Here is a 23,418-nt window from a genome sequence, read left to right as displayed (position 1 = left end):
GGGGCAAAACCCGCGCGCTGAGCGATTCGGTTGCTGGTCGTGTGCTCATAGCCGAACTCCACGAACTCGGCCCCTGCCGCATGCAGCAGCATGGTCTTGGCGTCCTGACCGGGCGTGACATCCTGCTTGGAGGGGCGACCGGTTCGTCGGCGTGGCGGGGCGATATCGCTGTTCATCGGTGGAAGGTCTGTTTCAGCCATTGTTGCAGGGCTTGATGAACCTTGTCTCGATCCGGCTCGCGCAGCAGGTCGTGTTTCAAGCCCGGGAACGCCTGCATGGTGGACAGGTCTGCCGGCAAAGCCTTCATGAAGCGTTCGCAGCCGTCTTTCATGACCAGCCGATCGTCCGGCGTGTAGAGCATCAGGGTCGGGACCGTCCAGCTGGGTGCACGGCGTTGCACGGTCGGACCTTGGCCAGCCAGAAACAGGGCGACTCGTGGCGTGATCTTCTTGTGTGCCAGCGGATCGTTGTTGATCTCGTCAACCACCGCCGGGTCGGAGTTGATCCACTCCGTCTTGAATGCCACGGGGACGGCCACATCCAGAATGAGCCGCCCCATGGTGGACAGCAAGGCCTTCTGCACCAGGCTCATCGTGGGTTGCAGCGCCGGTGCCGACAGGACAAGGCCACTGATACTGCGGGCCCAGGCCACGTCTTCTCTTGGCAGCGCTTGTGCCGACGCGAAACGCGCTGCCAGGGCGCCGCCCATGCTGTGCCCCATCAGGACCCTGGGCAGCCCCGGGCAGGTCCGGTCGATCAGGTCCAGCACCGTGGCCAGATCGTGCAGGAAATCGTCGTCTTGCCGGATGGCGCCCCTGGGGCCTTCGGACAGGCCATTGCCACGCAGATCCGGCGCCAACGTGATCCAGCCTGCTTCATTGATGCGCCGCGCGGTTTCGGCATAACGCTGGCCATGTTCCGACAAGCCATGCAGCAACACGACCACGCCTTTCGGGGCGGTCACCGACCAATATGACAGATGAAGTTTCAAGCCATCGCGCGCAGAAATGTGCGACGGGAATATCGGGTGAGACATCGGGGCGCAGTCTACGACACGCCAGCGCTTGCCAAGATGATCCACCACGAGCCAGTCGGGTGGTCCTCCCTTATTTTCGAATTAATGTGATTTTAGTATCACTTTTTTGTTGGCAAACCGATGCAGTGTCCCTGGCCCCCTTGGTGAGGGGGATCGCCGGGCATAATTTGGGCCTATGCAAGTCTTTCGTGGTTTCAACCATGCGGCGCTGGCCCCAGCCTGCGCGCTGACCATCGGCAATTTCGATGGGGTGCACCGGGGGCATCAGGCCATGCTGGCCCTGTTGCGCAATGAAGCCCAGCACCGTGGTGTTCCCGCCACCGTGCTGACCTTCGAGCCGCACCCGCGTGACTATTTCGCCCAACTGGCCGGCAAGCCTGAGATCGCGCCTGCGCGCATCGCCACCTTGCGTGACAAGCTGTCCGAACTGGAGCGCTGCGGGGTGGACCAGGTGGTCATCCTGCGTTTCGATCGCCACTTTGCCAGCCAGAGCCCGGATGACTTCATCGACAAGGTGCTGGTCCAGGGCTTGAACGCCCGTTACGTCCTGGTGGGCGACGACTTCCGCTTTGGCGCCAAGCGTGCCGGCGACTACAACCTGCTGGATGCCGCCGGCAATGATCACGGCTTCGACGTGGCCCGCATGATGAGCTACGAGGTGCATGGCGTGCGCGTGTCGTCCTCGGTGGTGCGTGACGCGATGGCGGCGGGCGACATGGCCCGTGTCGAGCAGATGCTGGGCCGGCCCTACACCGTCAGCGGCCACGTGGTGCATGGCGCCAAGCTGGGCCGCAGCCTGGATTGCCGCACGCTCAATGTGCGCTTCGGCCACGAGAAACCGGCCACCACGGGCATCTTCGTGGTCCGCACCCACGGCCTGGCCGATCAGCCGATCGAAGGCGTGGCCAGCCTGGGCGTGCGCCCCACGGTGGAGGACGCGGGACGGGTTCTGCTGGAGGTCCATTGCTTCGAATGGCCCGCCAATCTGGGGTCTGAGGGGGGCTACGGTAAAATCGTGCGCGTGGAACTCCTGCACAAACTCCGAGATGAAGCCCGTTACGACGGGCTGGACGCGTTGCAGGCGGCCATCCACAAGGACATCGCCGATGCGAAGTCCTTCTTCCAGGCGCAGCGCCGTCAGACCACGCGCGACCGAATTTGACGCTCACCGTCTGACCGAACCCTAGCCTGGCCGCTTTCCCCGTCGTTGATGACAACGTGCGTGGTGCGCGGCTCACCTGATTCCCAGGAACCCGATGGCAACGGGGCCACATGTGGCCGCCCTGTCGTGTTCCTTTGCCGAGAACGATCATGAGTCAAGACAAGAAGTCTGCTGCCCCCGCCAACACCGCAGGTGAAGGCCAGTACCGCGCCACGCTGAACATGCCCGACACGCCCTTCCCGATGCGGGGCGATCTGCCCAAGCGCGAGCCGGGCTGGGTGGCCGAGTGGGAAAAGACAGGCCTGTACGACAAGCTTCGCGCAGCCCGTCAAGGCGCACCCAAGTTCGTGCTGCACGACGGCCCGCCGTATGCCAACGGCAACATCCACATCGGCCACGCCGTCAACAAGGTCCTCAAGGACATGATCGTCAAGGCGCGCCAACTCAAGGGCATGGACGCCATCTACGTGCCCGGCTGGGACTGCCACGGCCTGCCCATCGAGAACCAGATCGAAAAGACCTTCGGCCGCAACCTCAGCCGCGACGACGTGCAGGCCAAGGCGCGCGTCTACGCCGCCGAGCAGATCGACGGCCAACGCACCGATTTCAAGCGCCTGGGCGTGCTGGCCGACTGGGCCCATCCCTATCGCACCATGGACTTCGGCAACGAAGCCAACGAGATCCGCGCCCTGAAAAAGATCATGGAGCGTGGCTACGTCTACCGTGGCCTCAAGCCCGTGTACTGGTGCTTCGACTGCGGCTCGTCGCTGGCCGAGTTCGAGATCGAATACGCCGACAAGAAGTCGCAGACGCTGGACGTGGCCTTCCTGAGCGCTGAACCCGCTGCATTGGCTGCCGCCTTTGGCCTGAGCACGCTGAGCAAAGACGCCTTCGCCGTGATCTGGACGACCACCGCCTGGACCATCCCCGCCAACCAGGCCTTGAACGTGCACGCCGAGCTGAGCTACGCCCTGGTCGACACGCCCAAGGGCCTGCTGGTGTTGGCGGAATCGCTGGTGGAAAAGGCCGTGGCCCGTTATGGCTTCGAAGCCGATGACTGCAAGGTTGTGGCCACCACAACCGGCGCCAAGCTCGAAGGCCTGAAGTTCAAGCACCCGCTGGCCCATGTGGACAAGGGCTATGACCGCGAAGCGCCCGTCTACCTGGCCGAGTACGTCAGTGCGGAAGACGGCACCGGCATCGTGCACGCCGCGCCTGCCTACGGTGTGGACGACTTCAATTCCTGCATCGCCCACGGCCTGAAGTTCGACGACATCCTCAACCCCGTGCAAGGCAATGGCGTTTACGAAGCCGATCTGCCCCTGTTCGGCGGCCAGCACATCTGGAAGGCCGCTCCGGTGGTGCTGGAGACGCTGCGTGAGCATGGCCGCCTGCTGGCCACCAAGGACATCGTCCACAGCTACCCGCACTGCTGGCGCCACAAGACGCCGGTGATCTTCCGTGCCGCCGCGCAATGGTTCGTGCGCATGGACGAAGGCGAGGGCGTGTTTGCGACCGAGAAGGCTGAGAAGACCCTGCGCCAGACCGCGCTGGACGCCATCGACCACACCACCTTCTACCCCGAGAACGGCCGCACTCGCCTGCGCGACATGATCGCCAACCGCCCTGACTGGTGCATCAGCCGCCAGCGCAACTGGGGCGTGCCCCTGCCTTTCTTCCTGCACAAGGTGACCGGCGAGCTGCACCCCGACACCATGGCGTTCATGGACAAGGCCGCTGACCTGGTTGAAGCCGGCGGCGTGGAAGCCTGGTCCAAGCTGGATCCCGCCGAATGGCTGGGTACGGAAGCCGCCGAGTACAGCAAGTCCACCGACATCCTGGACGTGTGGTTCGACTCCGGCACCTCCTTCTTCCACGTGCTCAACCCGGCGCAAGGTAGCCACCCGACGGCCGGCCACGACGAGTTGCACGAAGCCGATCTGTACCTGGAAGGCCATGACCAGCACCGCGGCTGGTTCCACAGCTCGCTGCTGGCCGCTTGCGCCATCTATGGCCGTGCACCTTACAAGGGCCTGCTGACCCACGGCTTCACCGTGGACGGCCAGGGCCGCAAGATGTCCAAGTCCGTGGGCAACACGGTGGCGCCGCAAGAGATCAGCACCAAGATGGGTGCCGAGATCATCCGCCTGTGGGCCGCTTCCACCGACTATTCGGGCGACCTGGGCATCGACGACAAGATCCTCGCCCGCGTGGTGGACGGCTACCGCCGCATCCGCAACACCCTGCGTTTCCTGCTGGCCAACACGTCTGATTTCAATCCAGAGACGGATGCCGTGCCGCTCAACGAGCTGCTGGAAATCGACCGCTATGCGCTGGCCCGCGCCTCGCAGCTGCAGGAGGACATCCTGGCGCACTACGAGCGCTACGAGTTTCACCCAGTCGTGGCCAAGCTGCAGGTCTACTGCTCGGAAGACCTGGGCGCCTTCTACCTCGATGTGCTCAAGGATCGCCTGTACACCAGCGCCGCCAAGAGCCTGGCCCGCCGCGCCGCGCAGACCGCGCTGTGGCATATCACGAACGGCATGCTGCGCTGGATGGCGCCGTTCCTGAGCTTTACCGCTGAGGAGGCCTGGAAGGTCTTCAACGGCGGCCAGAACAAGGGCGACACGATCTTCACCGAAACCTACTGGGACTTCCACGAGGCTGACAAGGACACCGAACTGCTGGCCAAGTGGTCGCGCATCCGCGCTTTCCGCGAAGAGTGCAACCGCCAGATCGAAGAAGTGCGTACCCGTGGCGAAGTGGGCGCCTCGCTGCAGGCCAACTTGTTCGTCACGATCAATGCGGATGATCAGCGCCTGCTGGCCGATCTGCGCAGCCTGGGCGATGACCTCAAGTTCGTGCTGATCGTGTCTGCCGTCGAGCTGGCTGAAGGCCACTCCACGCAGATCGAAGTCAACCCATCCAAGGCCGTGAAGTGCGAGCGCTGCTGGCACTACCGCGATGACGTTGGCAGCAACCCCGAGCACCCCACCATCTGCGGCCGTTGCGACAGCAACCTGCATGGTGCCGGTGAGCACCGCGTGCACGCCTGATCTGATTCAACATGGCCACCAAAAAGTCCGCATCCGGCACCAGCCAGGGATTGTTGCCCTGGTTGGGCATCGCCTTCATCCTGATCCTGCTGGATCAGTTCACCAAAGTGTTGATCGTGGGCTACTTCCAGTACGGCGACAGCCGTGAGGTGTGGTCCTTCTTCAATGTGGTTCGGGTGCACAACACCGGTGCGGCTTTCTCTTTCCTGGCTCATGCAGGTGGCTGGCAGCGCTGGTTCTTTGTGGGCCTGGCTTTTGTGGCCACCGGCTTCATCATCTATCTGCTGCGCCAGCACCATGGCCAGAGACTGTTCGCCTGGGCCATGTCACTGATCCTGGGTGGGGCCATCGGCAACGTGATCGATCGACTCATCCATGGCTACGTGGTGGACTTCCTGGATTTCCACTGGGCCTTCCTGGCGCCCATGTTTCCTGGCGGCCATTTCCCGGCCTTCAACGTGGCCGACTGCGGCATCACCATCGGTGCAGCCTTGCTGATCCTGGATGAATTGCGGCGAGTTCGTCGCGGATAACGCCGGTTAATCGCATGAATACCGTGTCGAGGACAGGGCATTTGTCCGTTTCCCCGCGTTTTCACCAGTGACGCAGATCAAATCCAGGCGTACTTTTCTCCTACCGAGGCATCCTCGAAGGAGAACTCATGGGTTCGGCTGGTCGTTTGACACATCACGTCCTGGTTTCTCGTCGCCGTACGCATCGGCGCAGGCCCACATTGCGGCGCGTCATGCACTGGCCGGCGCAGGCCGAGGCGGCCAGTTCACAGCTGGAGCTGCCATCGCGTTTCCTGACGCCCATCTCCGAGGCACCGCTCGCTCCCAACATGTCGCTGGGTGCCGCTGCAGGGCAGGTTGATATTGCGCCTGTGATCGAGGCGAGCACGGGCGACGAAGTCCGGCAGCCCAGCGTGCTGGACATGCCGCTCACGCAGTTGAGCTGGCACGACCCTTTCGAATGGCTGTCTCGCGGATGGCACGATTTCAGCCGCGCCCCGCTGGTCGGTGCTTTCTACGGCACCTGCTTCGTGCTCATGGGTTGGTTGCTGGTGGCCTGTTTCCATCAGGCGCCCGAGTACACCCTGGCCTTGTCTGCCGGCTTTCTGTTGTTGGGGCCGTTCCTGTGCCTGGGCCTGTATGACGTCAGTCGCAGGCTGGAGCAGGGTGAGCCTTTGAGCATGTGGTCCTCGCTCACGGCCTGGCGCATCAGCAGCGGGCAACTGGCGATCTTTGCCAGCGTCTTGCTGGTGCTGGAGATGCTGTGGGGCCGCTCGGCCATGATCATGTTCGCCATCAGCTTTGACGGCATGCCTGATTTCAGCGGGCCTTTGTCCTCGATGATGACCGAGGAGTACCTGACCTTCTTTGCGGGCTACATCGCAGTAGGTGCCGTGTTCGCCTCGCTCATCTTTGCCATCAGCGTGATCAGCATGCCCATGATGCTCGACAAGTCGGTGGACGCCATCACGGCCGGGCTGGCCAGCATGCGCCTGGTCAGCACGCAGACTGGCGTGATGTTGCTGTGGGGCGGGCTGATCACACTGGCCATCGTGATGGCCATGCTGCCGGGCTTCCTGGGCCTGGTGGTGGTGGGGCCGGTGATTGGCCACGCGTCTTGGCACGCCTACCGCGCCGCAACCACGCCACGCGATTGATTTCTGGTTCTGGCCGGTTGACCATGTGACCCTTGCCGGGCCGCCCGGCAGGGTGATGGCTCAACCGGCCTTTCGGCTGTTCTAATGGCTGATTACGCCGCCATCCGAACCCAGCCTTGACCCGTCCCGCCTATCTTCAGCCTCGAACACTCGTCCTGCTGATCCTGCCGCCCATGATGTGGGCGGGCAACGCGGTGGTTGGTCGGCTCATGGTTGGCAGCTTGCCGCCTGTGGCCATGAACGCCCTGCGCTGGTTGTTGGTGGGCTTGATGCTCATGCCCTTGTCCATGCGGATCTGGGGGGACATGGCCGCCATCCGTGAGCGATGGGTGTACCTGGCCGCCATCGGCGTGCTGGGTGTGGGCACCTACAACGCCATGCAGTACCTCGCACTGCAGACATCGACCCCCTTGAACGTGACCTTGATCGGCGCCAGCGTGCCGGTCTGGATGATGCTGGTGGGCGCCGTGGCCTACGGGCAGCGCCTGCATGCGCGGCAGTTTCTGGGCGCTGCGCTGTCGATCCTGGGCGTGCTGCTGGTGATCGCGCAGGGGCAATGGGAGGTGTTGCGCCATGTTCGCCTGGTGCCTGGCGACTTGTTGATGTTGCTGGCCAGCCTGGCCTGGGCGCTTTACAGCTGGATGCTGGCCAGGCCGCCAGCGGCCATGCAGGGTGCGGCCCGACCTGATTGGGACTGGGCAGCCTTCCTGCAGATTCAAGTGTTGTTCGGGGTGATCTGGGCCGGGCTTTGCGCGGCCGTCGAGGCGTTCATGGCCGGTGGCGTGCAGCCCCCGGTGTGGCCAGCTACGTGGTCTACATGGGCCGCGATGATTTTCATCGCCGTAGGCCCATCCATCCTGGCCTACCGTTGCTGGGGCCTGGGCGTGCAGGCCGTGGGCCCCACCATGGCCTCGTTCTTTGGCAACCTCACGGCCATTTTCGCGGCCTTGTGGTCGGCGATCTTTCTGGGCCAGCACCCTCGCTGGTATCACCCGGTGGCCCTGCTGCTGATCACGGCAGGCATTGCCGTGTCATCCGCTTCAACGCGACAGGTCAGAAACGGCGCGGGCCACGACGAGGCTTGAACGGCGGCTGCCCGCGCCAGTAGCGCAGCATCAACCAGCCGCCCAGCATGCCGCCCAGGTGGGCAAAGTGGGCAACGCCCGACGAGGTGCCCATCACGCCTTGCAGCAACTCCAGCCCGCCGAACACCGCGACGAACACCTTGGCCTTCATCGGGATCGGGGGGAACAGCGGCATGATCGTGCGATTGGGGAACATCATGCCGAAGGCCAGCAGCAGGCCATAGATGCCCCCGGACGCGCCCACGGTGTAGTTGTTCCAGCCCGCCAGCAGAGACAGGATCAATTGTGCAGCCGCTGCCGTCAGCACACTGGCCAGCAGGAACTCCATGTAGCGCCGAGAGCCCCAGATGCGTTCCAGCTCACTGCCGAACATCCACAAACCCATCATGTTGAAGAAGATGTGGGGCAGGGAGCCGTGAAGGAAGGCGTAGCTCACCACCTGCCAGGGGTAGAAGAAACCACTTTGAATCGGGTAGAGCGCGAAGTAATGCGTCAGCAACCCATTGAGTGGCTCGTCCAGGCAATACATGGCAACGTTGATCAGAATCAGTGCCTGGGTAATGGGGGGCAGCGGCGGCATGCTTGTTCAGCGACGGCAGTGGATGTAGGCGCACATCATAAGGGCCGCGCGTGCAAGCCCGTGCCACATGGATTCCCGTGTCTGGCACCTCATTTCGATACATCTCCGGTGATCCATCACACCCACCTGGCACGCAACTCGCTAAGGTGTAGTCAAGCCTGACCACAGATCGGCGGGCAACTTGATGGAGGTCCATGACCATGTCAGCCCACATCGTATTGACATCTCACCCTGCGCGCCGGCGTGGAGACGAAGCCCTGGCTACGGTGCGCTGGGGTGCACCAACTGCGGCCGAGCGCGGCCCGCTGGTGGCCAGTGTGGCCAACCCGGGCGCGCGCAACGTCATTGGTACCCACTCGGGCGCGTACTCCGTTTACCGGGCTCTGGCCGTCGCCTCGGGTTCCCTCAGCCGGGATCACAAGCCTGATCTGACCAATACGGCCCCGGCCGAGTCCATCGGGCCCCATCCACAATGGGGCGACGCCAGCCGCATCGTGTCGCTGGATCCCTGGGGGCATCTGGTGGCCAGCGAGTTCCAGTCTCAACTGGAGGCCGGGCTGGATGTGCGGCCCACCATTGCCATCACCAAGGCCCACATCAACATGCCTGAACTGGTGGCGGCCATGGCCAGCGGTCGCTTGAAGGCTGATGGTGACATCCTCAATGCCAACGGTGACGTGAAGGTCACCAAGGCCGCCATCGACCCGGTGTGGTACCTGCCAGGCCTGGCCGAGCGCTTCGGCATCAAGGAGAGCGCGCTGCGCCGTCACCTGTTCGAGCAGACCGCCGGCATGTTCCCCGAGCTGGTCACGCGACCCGATCTCAAGGTCTTCCTGCCGCCCATCGGGGGCATGACGCTGTACTTCTTTGGTGAGGTGGCCAAGCTGGGCAAGCCCGAGACGAAGGTGGCGTGCCGGGTACATGACGAGTGCAATGGCTCCGACGTATTCGGGTCGGACATCTGCACCTGCCGGCCCTATCTGGCGCACGGCATCGAGGTCTGCATCGAGATGGCGCAGCAAGGCGGCGTCGGCTTGTGCATCTACAACCGCAAGGAAGGGCGTGCCTTGGGTGAGGTCACCAAGTTCCTTGTCTACAACGCGCGCAAACGCCAGAACGGTGGCGACCGTGCCGAGACTTATTTCGAGCGCACCGAATGCGTGGCAGGCGTGCAGGACATGCGCTTTCAGCAGCTCATGCCCGATGTGTTTCATTGGCTGGGCATCAAGCGCATCGACAAGTGGGCCTCCATGAGCAACATGAAGCACGGCGCCCTGGTCGAGCAAGGTATTGAAGTGGTCGAGCGTGTGCCCATTCCGGATGAATTGATCCCGGCAGACGCGCAGGTGGAGATGGATGCCAAGAAGGCCGCAGGCTATTTCTCCACGTATACGCCGGATGCGGCAGAACTCGCTCAGGCCAAGGGCCGGGGGTTGATGGAATGAGTGCCTTGCAAGTGCCCCAGTCGTCCCTGGCCGACAGCCTGATGAGTGCGCAGGCCGTGCGGCAACACAGCGCGGCCATCATGGCTTTGGCCCAGGCAGGGCAGGCTCGCCATTTCACCTGGCATCCCGAGCGGATGGCCCTGGTGTCGGCCTATGTGAGCAATGTGATCAGGCAGCGCTACCCGGATCTCAAGGTGCCGTATCACAGCCGCTGGCGCCACTTCGAGGCGGGTGGTGTGGACCGGTGGGCCCATGTCGCCCGAGAGCATGGGCTGGATGCCCAGTCAGTCAGACTCGAGCGAGCGCGGGCCAGGGTGGATCTGGCTGTGGTCAGCGTACTGCTGGATGCAGGTGCCGGACCTTCATGGCAATACAAGGACCAGGCCAGCGGACAAACCTTGACGCGCTCCGAAGGCCTGGGCGTGGCCAGCCTGCGCTGGTGGGCCAGTGGGGCGCTGTCGAGCGATCCGCATCAACCTTGTCGCGCTGATGCCGCCGGCCTGGAGCGTGTGTTGACGGCTGACCTGGGCCTTGCTTTCCAGGTGTCTGACACCAACCCCATTGTCGGGCTGGACGGCCGTGCGAACCTGCTGCGTCAACTGGCGCTGGCGCTCAAGAACAACCCGGATGTCTATGGCCGAACAGATGCGCCCGGCCTGTTGCGGCCCGGGCACATCGTGGACACCCTGTTCCGCATGGCACCGACGGGGCAGGTGCGGGCAGCGCATGTGCTGTCCTTGCTGCTCCATACCCTGGGTCATATCTGGCCGGGGCGCCATGAACTGGATGGCGTGCCGCTGGGCGATTGCTGGCGGCACCCGGACGCACCGGATGGCTGGTTGCCTTTCCACAAACTCAGCCAATGGATGACCTATTCCTTGCTGGAGCCCCTGGAAGATGCGGGGCTCAAGGTGGTGGGCCTGGATGAGTTGACCGGCTTGCCCGAGTACCGAAATGGCGGGCTCCTGCTGGATCTGGGCTTGCTGCAGGCGCGAGATCGTGCCTTTCACACCACACGCTGGAGCGTGGATGCCGAGCCCATCGTGGAGTGGCGTGCCCTGACCGTCGCTATCCTTGATCATCTGGCGGAAGCGGTCAGAGGTGAGCTGGGTATGACGCCCGATCAGTTCCCTCTGGCCAGGGTGCTGGAAGGGGGCAGTTGGGCCGCGGGAAGGCAGATTGCGCAGGCGAAGCGGCCTGGTGGCCCGCCCCCGATGCACCTGGACAGCGATGGCACCGTGTTTTGATCTCAGGAGGACGTGATGACGGCAGACTTTCCCAACCTCACCGTGGTCGATCACCCCTTGGTGCAGCACAAGCTGACCTGGTTGCGCAGCGTCGATACCAATACGGACAGCTTCCGCAACCTGCTCCGTGAAGTCAGCCAGATGCTGGTGTACGAAGCCACGCGCGATCTGCCCACCGAGCTGCAGTCCATCACCACGCCGATCACGACGATGGATTCGCCCGTCATCAGTGGCAAGAAGCTGTGCATCATCTCCATCCTGCGGGCGGGCAACGGCATGCTGGATGGCGTGCTGGCACTGCTGCCGCTGGCGCGTGTTGGTCACATCGGCCTGTATCGGGACCCTGAAACACTGGAGCCGGTCGAGTACTACTTCAAGGTGCCCTCCGACATCGCCGACCGCCAGGTCATCGTGGTGGACCCGATGCTGGCTACCGGCAACTCTGCCGTGGCCGCCATCGATCGCATCAAGGAGGCCGGTTGCGGCAGCATCAAGCTGCTCAGCCTGCTGGCTGCACCAGAGGGCGTGGCCAACATGCGCCAGCATCATCCGGATGTGCCCATCGTCACGGCGGCGCTGGACAGCCATCTCAACGAGCATGGCTACATCGTGCCGGGCCTGGGCGACGCGGGCGACCGCATCTTCGGTACGCTCTGAACACATCACGCTGTGCGGTCCGTCACAAATAGGACCCAAACCCCTGATGAATTCAGGCTTATTGCCTGGCGAGCCCCTTTGACAATCCGTTGACATCACCAAACAGGTGCGCCTGCGCTTGTCAACTTGTTGAGGGGGGATTCCCATGCAATGGTTTGCCAATTTGCGTTTGCGCAGAAAGCTGTTGACTTCGTTTGCCGCGGTCCTGCTGCTGACAGCCCTGCTGGGTCTGTTCAGCGTCGCGCGCTTGTCGGCCGTGAACGAGCAGTCCAGTGTCATGGCCACACACTGGATGACCAGCCAGCGGCTTGCGGGCGCCATCAACACCATGACGGGTGATTACCGGGTTTATGAGTTGCTGTATCTCGCCACGCGTGACGAAGGGCAACGTCGCTCGCTCATGCAGCAGATGGCTGCGACGCTGGCGGAGGTCGGCAAGTTGCAATCTGCTTATGAAAAACAGATTGCTGATTCGGAGGAAAAGGCGCTGTGGGCGTCATTCCAGGCTGACTGGCGTGCTTACCAGGCGGAGCACGATACGGTCATCGGCTTGATGACGCTGGGCAACAAGGATGAGGCGTTTTCGCATGCATCGGGTGCTGCGCAAGCTCTGTACGAGAAGTATGGGGAGACGCTCGACAAGCTCATCGAATTCAATGCCAAGGGCGGTCAGGCCGCCAGTGACCAGGGTGATGAACTCTATGGCCACGCCCGTTGGGCCGTCCTGACGGCCGTGCTCGTGGCTGTGATCCTGGGCATGTCGCTGGCCTGGTTGGTCGCGGGTCAGGTGTCACGCCCGGTGGAGCAGGCTGCCGATGTGCTCAAGGCCGTGGCCGAGGGCGACCTGACGCAATCCGTGCACACGGACCGTCGGGACGAGGTCGGTGACATGCAGTCCGCACTGGCCAACATGATCCGAAGCCTCTCCGAGATGGTGCACCAGGTTCGCACGGGCGCCGACTCGGTGGCCACCGCGTCAACCCAGATTGCGCAGGGCAACACCGACCTCAGCGCCCGTACCGAAACCCAGGCATCCAGCCTGGAGGAAACGGCGGCATCGGTGGAAGAAATGGCCGGTACGGTTCGCACCAACGCTGACAATGCCATGCAGGCCAATCAGCTGGCCAGTGCCGCGTCCGAGGTGGCGGCCCAAGGCGGCAGGGTGGTCAGCCAGGTGGTGGAGACCATGAACGGCATCCAGACCGCCAGCCGCAAGATCTCCGACATCATCGGTGTGATCGATGGCATCGCCTTTCAGACCAACATCCTGGCATTGAATGCAGCCGTGGAAGCCGCGCGTGCCGGCGAACAAGGGCGCGGCTTTGCCGTGGTGGCCGGTGAGGTCCGTTCACTGGCGCAGCGCAGCGCACAGGCCGCCCGCGAAATCAAGACCTTGATCAACGACAGCGTCGAGAAGGTCAACTCGGGCAGTCAGCTCGTTGATGCCGCTGGCAGCACCATGAACGATGTGGTGACGCAGGTACGCAAGGTCACTGATCTGGTCGGAGAGATCGCGCACGCCAGTTCCGAGCAAAGTCAGGGCATTGGTCAGATCAACCAGGCGGTCAGCCAGCTGGATGAGGCCACTCAGCAGAACGCGGCACTCGTTGAAGAGAGCATGGCTGCCGCAGAAAGCCTCAAGACCCAGGCGCAGAAGCTGGCTGAAGCGGTCTCCGCATTCCGCATTGATCGCAATCTGGCGACGTCGTCCTGGCAGGGGGCAGCCGAAGTGTCGCTTCGCCAGGCTGTCATTGCCGTGCCCCCTTCAGCCCGATCGTCTGTGCCGGCACCACGCAAAGTGGAGGCGGTGGTGCCTCAATTGCCGTCTCCTGCGGCAGAGCCTGCCAAGGTGTCGGCAGGTGCCGATGATTGGGAAACCTTCTGATCTGTCATCGACCTGAAAGCCTTGCCGGGCAGTTGGTCTGAACCCTGCTAGGCTCGTGGTCAGCGATGCGTGTTGCATCGCCGACAGGAGCCTGCCGTGTTTGATCTGATCGTTCGACATTGCACCTTGCCTGATGGTCGCAGCCATCAGGACATCGGTATCCAGCAAGGCCGCATCGTGGTGGTTCAAGCTGCCCTGGCCGCCAGTGCTGCTCAGGAAATCGATGCAGCCGGGCATCTCGTGAGCCCTCCTTTTGTCGATGCCCATTTCCACATGGATTCGACCCTGAGCTATGGGCAACCGCGCGTCAATCAGTCAGGTACCTTGCTGGAAGGCATTGCCCTGTGGGGTGAACTCAAGCCGCACCTGACGCAAGAGGCCATCGTCGAGCGGGCCTTGCAGTATTGCGACTGGGCGGTGGCCAAAGGCCTGCTGGCCATTCGCTCTCATGTGGACATCTGTGACCCTCGCTTGCTGGCCACGCAAGCCCTGTTGCATGTGCGGCAGAAGGTCAAACCCTATCTGGATCTGCAACTGGTGGCGTTTCCGCAAGATGGTGTGCTGCGCAGCCCGCAGGCACTGAGCCAGCTCAAGCGCGCCTTGGACATGGGCGTGGACGTGGTTGGCGGCATCCCGCATTTCGAGCGCACCATGGCCGATGGTGCCGAGTCGGTGCGCATCCTGTGCGAGCTGGCGGCAGAGCGCGGCTTGCGCGTCGACATGCATTGCGACGAGTCCGATGACCCTTTGTCAAGGCACATCGAGAGCCTCGCCTTTCACGCGCAGAGGCTGGGTCTGCAGGGCAGGGTAGCGGGCTCGCACCTCACCTCCATGCACAGCATGGACAACTACTACGTGAGCAAGCTGCTGCCCTTGATCAGGGAGGCCGGTGTGGCGGCCATCGCCAACCCCCTGATCAACATCACGCTGCAAGGTCGGCACGACACCTATCCCAAACGACGCGGCATGACCCGCGTGCCCGAAATGCTGGCCAGCGGCATCGACGTGGCCTTCGGGCACGACTGCGTGATGGACCCCTGGTACAGCCTGGGCAGTGGCGACATGCTGGAAGTCGCTCACATGGGGCTGCACGTGGCACAGATGACGGGGCAGGCCGCCATGCGCCAGTGCTTTGAGGCCGTGACCACGACACCTGCCCGCATCCTGGGTCTGGACGGCTATGGCCTGGAGCCGGGTTGCCATGCGGATCTGATCTTGTTGCAGGCGAGAGACCCGGTGGAAGCCATTCGCCTGCGTGCCAACCGTCTGGCCGTGATCCGGCGTGGTCAGGTGCTCGCGCGTACGCCGCCCCAGGTGGCCACATTGAGCGTACCGGGGCGGCCCGCGAGCGTGTCGTTCAGCTTGTGAAGCCGATCCGGCATCAAGCCGTCAGGCTGACGCTGCTGGTGTCGCTGCTGAACTGCTGCGCACCCATCTGCTGCATCTTCTCGAACAGCGCCTTCATCTTGTCCTGAAAGCTGCTGACCTCGGTCTTGCTGATGTCGCCGCTCTGATCGCTGTCCATCAGGTTGAAGAGGGCTTGCTGAGCTTCATCTGTCGACGAGCTTGCACTGCTCGATGAGCTGCTGTCCGACGTGCCTGAGGTGCTCAGGCCGAACTCGGTCTTCGTGATGCTGCCATCCTGATCGTTGTCGAGCGCGCTCAGCGAGAAGCCACCACTGTCGCCATCGGGTGGCGGCGGCGGCATGCCTCCCATGCCGTTCATCCCACCCATCCCCATGCCGGCCGCCATCATGGAGGCGAATGACTGCGTGTCCATGCCCATGCCGCCAAAGCCGTTCTGGCTGCTGCTGTCATCGTGCCCGGGCGGTTTCATGCCTTTGTCCAGCTCGGATTGGCTGACGCTGCCATCACCATCGCTGTCGAGCTTGCTGAACAGATCGTCGGTCGAGCCTCTGCCCTGAACGCCTTGCGGCCCTTTGTCGAGCATGGTTTGCAGTTCAGTCTTGTCCAGGCCGCCGCTGCCATCCGCGTCGATGCTGGAAAACGATGGCTTGCCGCCACGGCCCTCCATCCTTGGAGGCGGCATCCCGCCCCAGTTGCTGCTGCCGGAGATGCCACTGGATATGGTCGTCATGGTTGATTCCTTTCAATGACCACGTGTCCATCCCGGCGCGCTGTGGCGAACTTGCCGCACCTCGCCGGGGCTGCCCGAGGCCTGCAGTGCATCGCCACGGGTGGAGGCCATTCTTGGAAGGCGCTGTAGCGCTGGTGTGTAGACATTTGTCAGGTCTGACACAAAGGCCTCGCCAGGCGGAACTGGCCAGCAAACCGCCTCTTTTCGGTGGATCCAGCCTGGGCCTGTGCTATGCTTTCAGTCTTCACACTGGACGCCCTGGTGGTGAAATTGGTAGACGCGCCGGATTCAAAATCCGGTTCCGCAAGGAGTGCCGGTTCGAGTCCGGCCCGGGGCACCACCCAAGCGAACGTTCTGTTCCCGCTTGTTTTTCTCCCTGCACATGCGTTCAAGCCAGCCAGGCTGCAAAGCAGTGGGCCGCAGCAGTGGGCCGCACTAGGTCTTTGTCTGCCTGCGACAATACCGCCATGAACTATCCCACGCTCGAAGACGCCATCGGCAAGACCCCGCTTGTACGACTCCAGCGCGTGCCTGGCGCCGCCTGCGACGCCCGCGGCAACGTGATCCTGGCCAAGCTGGAAGGCAACAACCCGGCTGGCTCGGTCAAGGACCGCCCCGCGATCAACATGATCCGCCGAGCCGAAGAGCGCGGCGAGATCAAGCCCGGCGACACCCTGATCGAAGCGACCTCCGGCAACACGGGCATCGCCCTGGCGATGGCTGCTGCGATCCGTGGCTACCGCATGATCCTGATCATGCCGGAGGACCTCAGCATCGAGCGTGCGCAAACCATGAAGGCCTTCGGCGCCGAGCTCATCCTCACGCCCAAAAGTGGTGGCATGGAATACGCCCGTGATCTGGCTGACCAGATGGTGCGCGAAGGCAAGGGCGTGGTGCTCGATCAGTTCGCCAACCCGGACAACCCGGCCGTTCACTACGACACCACCGGTCCCGAAATCTGGGCCGACACGCATGGTCGCATCACCCACTTCGTGAGTGCCATGGGCACCACCGGCACCATCACTGGCGTCTCTCGTTTCCTCAAGGAAAAGAACCCGGATGTGCGCATTGTGGGTGCACAACCGCAGGATGGCTCACGCATTCCTGGCATCCGCAAGTGGCCCGAAGCCTACCTGCCCAAGATCTACGAGCCCACCCGGGTGGATGAACTCATCTACGTGAGCCAGACCGATGCGGAAGACATGGCGCGTCGCCTGGCGCGCGAAGAAGGGCTGTTCTGTGGCATCTCGGCGGCAGGCGCCTGCTGGGCTGCCCTGCAATTGGCGCAGAATCTCAGCAACGCCACGATCGTGTTCATTGTTTGCGACCGCGGCGACCGCTATCTGTCGACGGGCGTCTTCCCCGCCTGACTGTTGTTGATCATCCGGACTCAGCCATGGACATCCATAAAGAACTCGACGCCCGCGGCCTGACCTGCCCCTTGCCCATCCTGAAGGCCAAGAAAGCCCTGTCGGACATGCACAGCGGGGAAGTGCTCAAGGTGCTGGCCACCGATCCAGGTTCGGTGCGCGACTTCCAGGCCTTTGCCCGCCAGACCGGCAATGACCTGGTCGATCAGCAAGCCCAGCAAAGCGAAGGTCGCGACGAGTACATCCACTATCTGCGTCGTCGCTGAGCCCGACTCCGGCGCTGGCAGTCAGGCTCAGAGGTGATCACACCAGCAGGTCGCCACCTTGTGGCGGTGCCTGCAAACCCAGGTGCCTGAACGCGGCAGCCGTCGCGATGCGGCCACGCGGTGTGCGCTGCAGGAAGCCTTGCTGAATCAGGTAAGGCTCGATCACATCCTCGATCGTTTCGCGCTCCTCGCCAATGGCCGCGGCCAGGTTGTCGAGGCCAACCGGCCCACCGTCAAAGCGGTGGATGATCGCCTCCAGCAGCTTGCGGTCCATCACGTCGAAACCCAGCGGATCCACATCCAGCATGGCCAGGGCCTTGTCGGCCATCTCGCGCGTGATGCGGCCTGTGCCCTTGACCTCGGCGTAGTCGCGCACGCGACGTAGCAGGCGGTTGGCAATCCGTGGCGTACCGCGTGAGCGACGTGCCACTTCGATCGCACCTTCCGGATCGATCGGGGCACCCAGCAAGCCCGCAGAGCGCGTCACGATGCGCTGCAGCTCCTCGGCCGTGTAGAACTCCAGTCGCGCCACGATGCCGAAGCGATCGCGCAGCGGGTTCGTCAGCATGCCGGCGCGGGTGGTGGCACCCACCAGCGTGAACGGTTGCAGATCCAGCTTGATCGAACGCGCGGCAGGGCCTTCGCCAATCATGATGTCGATCTGATAGTCCTCCAGGGCCGGGTAGAGGATTTCCTCGACCACAGGGCTGAGCCGGTGGATTTCGTCGATGAACAGCACATCGTGCCGTTCCAGGTTGGTCAGGATGGCGGCCAGATCCTTGGGCTTTTCCAGCACGGGCCCGGAGGTTTGCCGCAGGTTCACGCCAAGCTCGGTCGCAATGATGTGGCTGAGCGTCGTCTTGCCCAGGCCGGGCGGCCCGAACAACAGGACGTGGTCCAGTGCCTCGCCACGCTTGCGGGCAGCGCCGATGAAGATCTCCAGCTGTTCACGTGCCTTGGCTTGCCCGACGTATTCATCCAGGTCCTTGGGACGCAGGGCCCGCTCGATCGCATCCTCGTTGGGGGATGACACAGATGGCTCCACCACGCGAGCCGGAGCCTCGAAAGGCGAGGACGCTGCTGTGGTTTTGCCTTTGCGAGACGGGCTGAAATCGTCGGTCTGGATGCTCATCGCCCGATTATCCTTCCCAGAGGGATGTTGCGTGAGGGCAACGTTAATCCTTTTGGATTGGGGTTTATGACAACCCTGTCACGACCAAAACAGGAAAAGTCTGCTGCAATGCCATCTAGTTTCAGCGGGCAGCCTGAAGGTTTCGATCTGCAGGCAACGCGAGGTGAATACACCCGCGCCCCATATAACAAACCGCTGAGGCCTCTGGTTCAACTTTGGAGAAGTCAATGAAAAAGACTCTGCTGGCTCTGGCTGCCATGGCTGCCGCTTCTGCCTCTTTCGCTCAATCTTCCGTGACCCTGTACGGCGTGGTCGACGCTTCGCTGGAAAGCGTCAAGGGCGACAAGACCGTGACCCGCGTGTCGTCTGACAACCTGAGCTCTTCGCGCCTGGGTTTCAAGGGCACCGAAGACATCGGTGGTGGTCTGAAGGCCAACTTCGTTCTGGAAACCAACGTCAAGCCTGACACTGGTACACAAGGTCAATCGAACCGTTTCTGGGATCGCGCAGCATGGGTTGGTCTGGCTGGCGGTTTCGGCGACCTGCGTCTGGGCCGCATCGACACCCCTATCGGTGACGTGGCTGGTAACGTTCTGAGCGCCCAAGCCTACGACGACCTGAAGATCGTTGGCACCCGCGCCGGTAACGACTACCGTCGTGCTGACAACGCCATCACCTACTTCCTGCCCACGCTGGTTCCCGGCCTGACTGCTTCGCTGCAGTACACGACCGGTAACGGCACCGCCGGTGCTGGCAACGGTGAAACCGCTGGCAGCAACGTTGGCAAGGCTTACGGCCTGAGCGTCAAGTACGCTGCTGGTCCTCTGTCTGCTGGCCTGGGCTACGAAAACATGAAGGACGAAAGCGCCGCTACCGCTGGTGACCAGAAGGCCAACGCCACTCTGGTGTACGCTGGTTACGACTTCGGTGCTGCCAAGGTCACTGGTTACTACGATGCCGAAACCAACACGGCCAACACCGCAGGTCTGCGTCGCCTGACCGTGCTGGGCGCCAAGGTTGCCGTGCCTTTCACGCCTGAGTTCACCCTGATCGCTGGCCTGTCCACCGCTCGCAACGTGAACGGTGCCGTGGCTGGTGACGACAATGTGCAAATCACCACCGTCAAGGGTATCTACAACCTGTCCAAGCGCACTTCCGTGTACGGCATGCTCACCAACGTGAACAACGACACCAACACCAAGAAGGGTGTGCTGGCTCCTACCGTCAACGACAAGACCACCCGCGGTATCGCTGCTGGTATCCGTCACACCTTCTGATATTCATCAGAACGCGTGATTCCAAAAGGGGCTTCGGCCCCTTTTTTCGTTTCCGAACTGCCCATTTATTTGTCGTCAATCGGCGACACATAGAAGAAACCTGGGGGTGTCTCCGGACTGTTTCAGCAACAATTGGTTGCTCCCCCGATTCAGGGGGTCATCAAGGAGATCAAAGATGCAAAAAACCGTTCTGACCAAGGCAGTCGCGGTTGCTCTGGCTACCCTCGGCGCAAGCGCCACATTTGCGCAATCCAGCCTGACCATTTACGGTAATCTGGACGTGGCCCTGGACAGCGTCCATAAAGGTCAGGGTGATGCTTCCGGTACGTTGTATGCCTCTTCACCTGCACTGACTGCGGCCGTGACGGCGCCGTCCACCACGACACGTCTGACATCCAGCATCTCATCGGTCAACGCACTCGGCTTCAAGGGTACGGAAGACATCGGAGGCGGTTACAAAGGTGGCTTTGTGCTGGAGGGGCAGTTCCAGGTTGATACCGGTGCACAAAGCGGTCAGGACAGCCGTATGTGGGGGCGTCAGGCATTTGTCAGCCTGACCACACCTTACGGTGAAGTTCGCCTGGGTCGTCAATACGCACCCATGTTCTATGCCTTTGCGACGGCAACCGTCGAAGCGCTCGGCGGTGCTGACATCATGGGCTCTGGCTTGATCGTCAACAACCTGCAGGTTCGCCAGGACAACCAGGTCAGCTATTGGCTCAAGGCTGGTGACTTGACTGGTGCACTGTCCTACTCGCCCAATGCCGGTGTCGATCAGAAGATCAGCTCCAACCGTGGCCAAGCTGCAGGTGCAGCCAATGGTCAGATCGTGGGTGGCGCTACGGCAGGTACGGAAGCAGCAGGTACCAACAACCGCGGTCAGTCCGCAGGCCTCTATCTGAACTTTGCCGTTGATCCTGCTTTGATGATCAACGGTTCTGTCCACGTGAACAAGTTTGGCAATGCGCAACTGGTGTCCGGAACCTCTGGTACCGTGCTGGCCAATCTTTCCGCGTACAAGGCATTTTCTCTGGGCACCAAGTACACGATGCCTGGTTCCGCCATTCAGTTGGCTGCCATTTTCCACCGTGGCGAGTTCAAGAACGACGATGGTGATGCCGCAGGCCCGAAGATCAATACGATCGCCCTGGGCGCCAAGATGCCGATCAATCAATTCGCGGTGGGTGCGGAATACGCTTATTCGAAGTTTGCCAACTTCACCAAGGGCAAGGACACGTCCTTGATGCTCATGGGTGATTACAACTTCTCCAAGCGCACGAAGGTATACATCCGTGCGGGCTATGCCAAGGACAGCCGTGGTGAAGTGGCCAGCACGGGTGCTGGTCTGCCTATCGCTGGTGGTCCCTTGCCTCTGCTGACGGGCCTCGGTTCGTTGGAAACTCCATTCTTCTCGGGCGGTGGTGCCAACATCGACGCCACGACCCGTGTCGTTGCGCTGGGTATCCGCCATCAGTTCTGATCCGTCAGAGCCGAGCAACAAAAAACCGCCTTCGGGCGGTTTTTTGTTTGCTGTGCATGTGAGGGTGCTTGCCTTCATCGGCGGCAAGCGCCTCGTGAAGTTCAAGCGGGCAGCAACTTCTCCAGCTTGAACAGGTCTGCCACAGTCTCCCGTTCGCGAATCACCCATACCTGCGTGCCATCCACCATCAACTCGGCTGCCCTGCCGCGGGTGTTGTAGTTGCTGGCCATGGTCATGCCATACGCACCAGCCGACAGCACGGCCAATACGTCGCCGGCCTGAACCGCCAACTGGCGATCACGACCCAGCCAGTCGCCGGATTCGCAGACCGGGCCCACCACGTCCCAGGTTTGGGCTTCACCTTCGCGTTGCTGCGTGTTCACGATGCCCATGTAAGCTTCGTACAAGGCTGGGCGCATCAGGTCGTTCATCGCAGCGTCGACGATGCAGAAGTTCTTCTTCTCGCCCGGCTTGAGGAACATGACCTCGGTCAGCAGTACGCCGGCATTGCCTACCAGCGAGCGGCCTGGTTCGAACACCAGTTCGCGATGGCCGTGTCCACGTGCGTCAATCTTGGCCAGCAACTGGCCAATCAGTTCATCGGCGCCGGGTGGTGTTTCGTCCGTGTAGGTAATGCCCAGTCCGCCACCAAGATCGAGGTGATGGATCTTGACGCCTGCCCCTTCGATGGCTTCGACCAGGTCCAGCACGCGGTCGAGTGCGTCCAGATAAGGCGACACTTCGGTGATCTGCGAGCCGATGTGGCAGTCGATGCCTGCCACCTCGATGCCAGGCAGTGCCGCAGCGCGTTGGTAGGTGGCGATGGCTTGCTCATGGGCCACGCCAAACTTGTTGCCTTTCAGGCCTGTCGAGATGTAGGGGTGCGTGCCTGCGTCCACGTCAGGATTGACGCGCAAGCTCACGCGTGCGCGCTGGCCCAGTTGTGAGGCCACGTCCGACAGCACCTCGAGTTCCGCCGTGCTTTCCACGTTGAAGCAGCGCACGCCCGTCTCGATGGCCAGTTTCATCTCGGCTCGGGTCTTGCCCACGCCAGAGAAGACCACCTTGCCAGGATCACCCCCGGCGGCCAGCACGCGCGCCAGTTCGCCCGCCGAGACAATGTCAAAACCGCAACCGGCCTTGGCAAACGTCTGCAGCACAGCCAGATTGGAATTGGCCTTCACGGCGTAGCAGACCAGGTGGGCTCGCCCAGCCAGTGCGCGCTGATACGGGGCCAGCGCAGCCAGCATGGCGCGACGCGAGTAGACGTACAGCGGGCTCCCGTGTTGGCGAACCAGGTCGCGCAGCGACACGTCGTCCAGGTAGAGGTCGGCGCCTTTGTAGGCCAGGTAGGGTGAGCCGGGCAGGTTCATTTGGATGTGCTGGAAGAGGAGGTGGAGGCGGCGTTGGCGGGGGCCGGGAGGTACAAGGGGCCTTTCTGGCCGCAGGCTGCCAGGTTGGCGCTCACGGCGAGCGTTGCCAGGCAAATGGCCGTGGCAAGGCGGGGTCTGCCTGGCATTTTCCGCTCACAATGCCCAGCAAGCCGCGCGGACTTGGCCTTGTTGCCTAGAATTTGGGTGTTCTGAATCATGTTCACATTCTAAGGAAGTCACCATGTCCCTCACCGACACCCCCTCGGGGTTGACCGACGCCCAGTACAACGCGGCCATCCAGACGGCCCTGGCGCGCATCGAAAGCACGGTGGACAAGTGGCTGGAAGGCGATGTCATCGACATCGACACCGCCCGTTCCGGCGGCATGCTGACCATGACCATGCCCAATCGCAGTCAGCTGATCATCAATGCGCAGCCACCCTTGCATGAGTTGTGGCTGGCCGCGCGTCGCGGGGGCTTCCATTTCAAGCTGGACGCCCAGGGGCGCTGGCTGGATACCCGCAGCGGTGAAGAATTCTTCGCCTTGCTGTCCAGCTGCGCTTGCGAGCAAGGCAAGCCCGGTCTGTCCTTCTGACGATA

At 62.5% G+C, this 23,418-nt stretch carries 21 protein-coding genes and 1 tRNA gene; 16 read left to right on the top strand and 6 right to left on the bottom strand.

Going from position 1 to position 23,418, the window contains the following annotated elements:
• Positions 1-172: 172 nt before the first annotated feature.
• The gene (locus VFW93_RS01990; protein WP_329692312.1) at positions 173-964 is read right to left on the bottom strand and encodes a lysophospholipase; all 792 of its coding nucleotides are present in this window, start codon (positions 962-964) and stop codon (positions 173-175) included.
• 247 nt (positions 965-1,211) lie between these two features.
• On the opposite strand from VFW93_RS01990, the gene VFW93_RS01985 reads away from it, so the two are divergent.
• The 5 genes from VFW93_RS01985 (at position 1,212) to VFW93_RS01965 (ending at position 8,008) form a co-directional block, all read left to right on the top strand.
• Positions 1,212-2,198 carry a bifunctional riboflavin kinase/FAD synthetase gene (locus VFW93_RS01985; RefSeq protein WP_329692311.1) on the top strand — a complete coding sequence of 329 codons (987 nt, stop codon included), beginning with the start codon at positions 1,212-1,214 and terminating at the stop codon, positions 2,196-2,198.
• A gap of 149 nt (positions 2,199-2,347) precedes the next feature.
• Positions 2,348-5,254 (top strand): isoleucine--tRNA ligase, encoded by a 2,907-nt coding sequence (ileS, locus tag VFW93_RS01980; protein WP_329692310.1) that lies wholly within the window; start codon positions 2,348-2,350, stop codon positions 5,252-5,254.
• A gap of 11 nt (positions 5,255-5,265) precedes the next feature.
• Complete coding sequence (lspA, locus tag VFW93_RS01975) at positions 5,266-5,787, top strand: signal peptidase II (protein ID WP_329692309.1); 522 nt, start codon at positions 5,266-5,268, stop codon at positions 5,785-5,787.
• A 212-nt stretch (positions 5,788-5,999) separates the two neighbouring features.
• Positions 6,000-6,923 carry a DUF2189 domain-containing protein gene (locus VFW93_RS01970; RefSeq protein ID WP_329692308.1) on the top strand — a complete coding sequence of 308 codons (924 nt, stop codon included), beginning with the start codon at positions 6,000-6,002 and terminating at the stop codon, positions 6,921-6,923.
• A 116-nt stretch (positions 6,924-7,039) separates the two neighbouring features.
• Positions 7,040-8,008 carry a DMT family transporter gene (locus tag VFW93_RS01965; RefSeq protein WP_329692307.1) on the top strand — a complete coding sequence of 323 codons (969 nt, stop codon included), beginning with the start codon at positions 7,040-7,042 and terminating at the stop codon, positions 8,006-8,008.
• On the opposite strand, the gene VFW93_RS01960 is transcribed toward VFW93_RS01965, so the two are convergent.
• Complete coding sequence (locus tag VFW93_RS01960; protein WP_329692306.1) at positions 7,977-8,588, bottom strand: rhomboid family intramembrane serine protease; 612 nt, start codon at positions 8,586-8,588, stop codon at positions 7,977-7,979. The genes VFW93_RS01965 and VFW93_RS01960 overlap by 32 nt on opposite strands.
• Positions 8,589-8,788: 200 nt before the next feature.
• Here VFW93_RS01960 and VFW93_RS01955 point away from each other — a divergent pair, with 200 nt between their 5' ends.
• From VFW93_RS01955 to VFW93_RS01935, 5 genes are all read left to right on the top strand, one after another.
• Positions 8,789-10,033: a GTP cyclohydrolase II gene (locus VFW93_RS01955; protein WP_329692305.1), complete on the top strand. Its 1,245-nt coding sequence runs from the start codon at positions 8,789-8,791 to the stop codon at positions 10,031-10,033.
• Positions 10,030-11,280: a DUF1688 family protein gene (locus VFW93_RS01950; RefSeq protein ID WP_329692304.1), complete on the top strand. Its 1,251-nt coding sequence runs from the start codon at positions 10,030-10,032 to the stop codon at positions 11,278-11,280. Before VFW93_RS01955 ends, VFW93_RS01950 begins: the two co-directional genes overlap by 4 nt.
• Positions 11,281-11,295: 15 nt before the next feature.
• Complete coding sequence (gene upp, locus VFW93_RS01945; protein WP_329692303.1) at positions 11,296-11,937, top strand: uracil phosphoribosyltransferase; 642 nt, start codon at positions 11,296-11,298, stop codon at positions 11,935-11,937.
• Positions 11,938-12,082: 145 nt separating this feature from the next.
• Positions 12,083-13,822: a methyl-accepting chemotaxis protein gene (locus VFW93_RS01940; RefSeq protein ID WP_329692302.1), complete on the top strand. Its 1,740-nt coding sequence runs from the start codon at positions 12,083-12,085 to the stop codon at positions 13,820-13,822.
• A gap of 96 nt (positions 13,823-13,918) precedes the next feature.
• Positions 13,919-15,190, top strand: a complete 1,272-nt coding sequence (locus VFW93_RS01935; RefSeq protein WP_329692301.1) for an amidohydrolase family protein — start codon at positions 13,919-13,921, stop codon at positions 15,188-15,190.
• A 13-nt stretch (positions 15,191-15,203) separates the two neighbouring features.
• Here VFW93_RS01935 and VFW93_RS01930 read toward each other — a convergent pair whose 3' ends face one another.
• Positions 15,204-15,920, bottom strand: a complete 717-nt coding sequence (locus VFW93_RS01930; protein ID WP_329692300.1) for an EF-hand domain-containing protein — start codon at positions 15,918-15,920, stop codon at positions 15,204-15,206.
• Between the two features lie 255 nt (positions 15,921-16,175).
• On the opposite strand from VFW93_RS01930, the gene VFW93_RS01925 reads away from it, so the two are divergent.
• The 3 genes from VFW93_RS01925 (at position 16,176) to VFW93_RS01915 (ending at position 17,556) form a co-directional block, all read left to right on the top strand.
• Positions 16,176-16,260 (top strand) — tRNA-Leu (locus VFW93_RS01925).
• Between the two features lie 127 nt (positions 16,261-16,387).
• Positions 16,388-17,290: a cysteine synthase CysM gene (gene cysM, locus VFW93_RS01920; RefSeq protein WP_329692299.1), complete on the top strand. Its 903-nt coding sequence runs from the start codon at positions 16,388-16,390 to the stop codon at positions 17,288-17,290.
• Positions 17,291-17,316: 26 nt separating this feature from the next.
• Entirely contained in the window at positions 17,317-17,556 is a 240-nt protein-coding gene (locus VFW93_RS01915) for a sulfurtransferase TusA family protein (protein ID WP_290677325.1), read from the top strand.
• Between the two features lie 37 nt (positions 17,557-17,593).
• On the opposite strand, the gene ruvB is transcribed toward VFW93_RS01915, so the two are convergent.
• A complete protein-coding gene (gene ruvB, locus VFW93_RS01910) occupies positions 17,594-18,688 on the bottom strand; it encodes a Holliday junction branch migration DNA helicase RuvB (RefSeq protein WP_329692298.1) in 1,095 nt (364 codons plus the stop codon).
• Between the two features lie 227 nt (positions 18,689-18,915).
• On the opposite strand from ruvB, the gene VFW93_RS01905 reads away from it, so the two are divergent.
• Together VFW93_RS01905 and VFW93_RS01900 are read left to right on the top strand one after the other, a co-directional pair.
• On the top strand, positions 18,916-19,965 hold the full coding sequence (locus VFW93_RS01905) for a porin (RefSeq protein WP_329692297.1): 1,050 nt from the start codon (positions 18,916-18,918) through the stop codon (positions 19,963-19,965).
• Between the two features lie 175 nt (positions 19,966-20,140).
• The gene (locus VFW93_RS01900) at positions 20,141-21,445 is read left to right on the top strand and encodes a porin (RefSeq protein WP_329692296.1); all 1,305 of its coding nucleotides are present in this window, start codon (positions 20,141-20,143) and stop codon (positions 21,443-21,445) included.
• 101 nt (positions 21,446-21,546) lie between these two features.
• Here the strand turns inward: VFW93_RS01900 and lysA are convergent, their stop codons facing one another.
• Together lysA and lptM are read right to left on the bottom strand one after the other, a co-directional pair.
• Positions 21,547-22,818 (bottom strand): diaminopimelate decarboxylase, encoded by a 1,272-nt coding sequence (lysA, locus tag VFW93_RS01895; RefSeq protein WP_329692295.1) that lies wholly within the window; start codon positions 22,816-22,818, stop codon positions 21,547-21,549.
• Positions 22,815-22,964, bottom strand: coding sequence for an LPS translocon maturation chaperone LptM (gene lptM, locus VFW93_RS01890; protein WP_329692316.1), 150 nt, complete (start codon positions 22,962-22,964; stop codon positions 22,815-22,817). The genes lysA and lptM overlap by 4 nt, the downstream gene beginning before the upstream one ends.
• A gap of 95 nt (positions 22,965-23,059) precedes the next feature.
• On the opposite strand from lptM, the gene cyaY reads away from it, so the two are divergent.
• A complete protein-coding gene (cyaY, locus tag VFW93_RS01885; RefSeq protein WP_329692294.1) occupies positions 23,060-23,413 on the top strand; it encodes an iron donor protein CyaY in 354 nt (117 codons plus the stop codon).
• Positions 23,414-23,418: the final 5 nt, after the last annotated feature.

This window comes from Aquabacterium sp. (assembly GCF_036279675.1).
In the GTDB taxonomy this organism is placed as follows: domain Bacteria; phylum Pseudomonadota; class Gammaproteobacteria; order Burkholderiales; family Burkholderiaceae_C; genus Aquabacterium.
The sequence above is the reverse complement of the archived record's forward strand: the minus strand, read 5'-3'. Positions and strand labels throughout refer to the sequence as shown.

Excerpts from the sequence above, each read along its gene's own strand:
- VFW93_RS01985 (WP_329692311.1), top strand. The coding sequence starts at position 1,212 with ATGCAAGTCTTTCGTGGTTTCAACCATGCGGCGCTGGCCCCAGCCTGC.
- ileS (WP_329692310.1), top strand. The coding sequence starts at position 2,348 with ATGAGTCAAGACAAGAAGTCTGCTGCCCCCGCCAACACCGCAGGTGAA.
- lspA (WP_329692309.1), top strand. The coding sequence starts at position 5,266 with ATGGCCACCAAAAAGTCCGCATCCGGCACCAGCCAGGGATTGTTGCCC.
- VFW93_RS01970 (WP_329692308.1), top strand. The coding sequence starts at position 6,000 with ATGCACTGGCCGGCGCAGGCCGAGGCGGCCAGTTCACAGCTGGAGCTG.
- VFW93_RS01960 (WP_329692306.1), bottom strand. The coding sequence starts at position 8,588 with ATGCCGCCGCTGCCCCCCATTACCCAGGCACTGATTCTGATCAACGTT.
- VFW93_RS01955 (WP_329692305.1), top strand. The coding sequence starts at position 8,789 with ATGTCAGCCCACATCGTATTGACATCTCACCCTGCGCGCCGGCGTGGA.
- VFW93_RS01950 (WP_329692304.1), top strand. The coding sequence starts at position 10,030 with ATGAGTGCCTTGCAAGTGCCCCAGTCGTCCCTGGCCGACAGCCTGATG.
- upp (WP_329692303.1), top strand. The coding sequence starts at position 11,296 with ATGACGGCAGACTTTCCCAACCTCACCGTGGTCGATCACCCCTTGGTG.
- VFW93_RS01940 (WP_329692302.1), top strand. The coding sequence starts at position 12,083 with ATGCAATGGTTTGCCAATTTGCGTTTGCGCAGAAAGCTGTTGACTTCG.
- VFW93_RS01930 (WP_329692300.1), bottom strand. The coding sequence starts at position 15,920 with ATGACGACCATATCCAGTGGCATCTCCGGCAGCAGCAACTGGGGCGGG.
- cysM (WP_329692299.1), top strand. The coding sequence starts at position 16,388 with ATGAACTATCCCACGCTCGAAGACGCCATCGGCAAGACCCCGCTTGTA.
- VFW93_RS01915 (WP_290677325.1), top strand. The coding sequence starts at position 17,317 with ATGGACATCCATAAAGAACTCGACGCCCGCGGCCTGACCTGCCCCTTG.
- ruvB (WP_329692298.1), bottom strand. The coding sequence starts at position 18,688 with ATGAGCATCCAGACCGACGATTTCAGCCCGTCTCGCAAAGGCAAAACC.
- VFW93_RS01905 (WP_329692297.1), top strand. The coding sequence starts at position 18,916 with ATGAAAAAGACTCTGCTGGCTCTGGCTGCCATGGCTGCCGCTTCTGCC.
- VFW93_RS01900 (WP_329692296.1), top strand. The coding sequence starts at position 20,141 with ATGCAAAAAACCGTTCTGACCAAGGCAGTCGCGGTTGCTCTGGCTACC.
- lysA (WP_329692295.1), bottom strand. The coding sequence starts at position 22,818 with ATGAACCTGCCCGGCTCACCCTACCTGGCCTACAAAGGCGCCGACCTC.
- lptM (WP_329692316.1), bottom strand. The coding sequence starts at position 22,964 with ATGCCAGGCAGACCCCGCCTTGCCACGGCCATTTGCCTGGCAACGCTC.
- cyaY (WP_329692294.1), top strand. The coding sequence starts at position 23,060 with ATGTCCCTCACCGACACCCCCTCGGGGTTGACCGACGCCCAGTACAAC.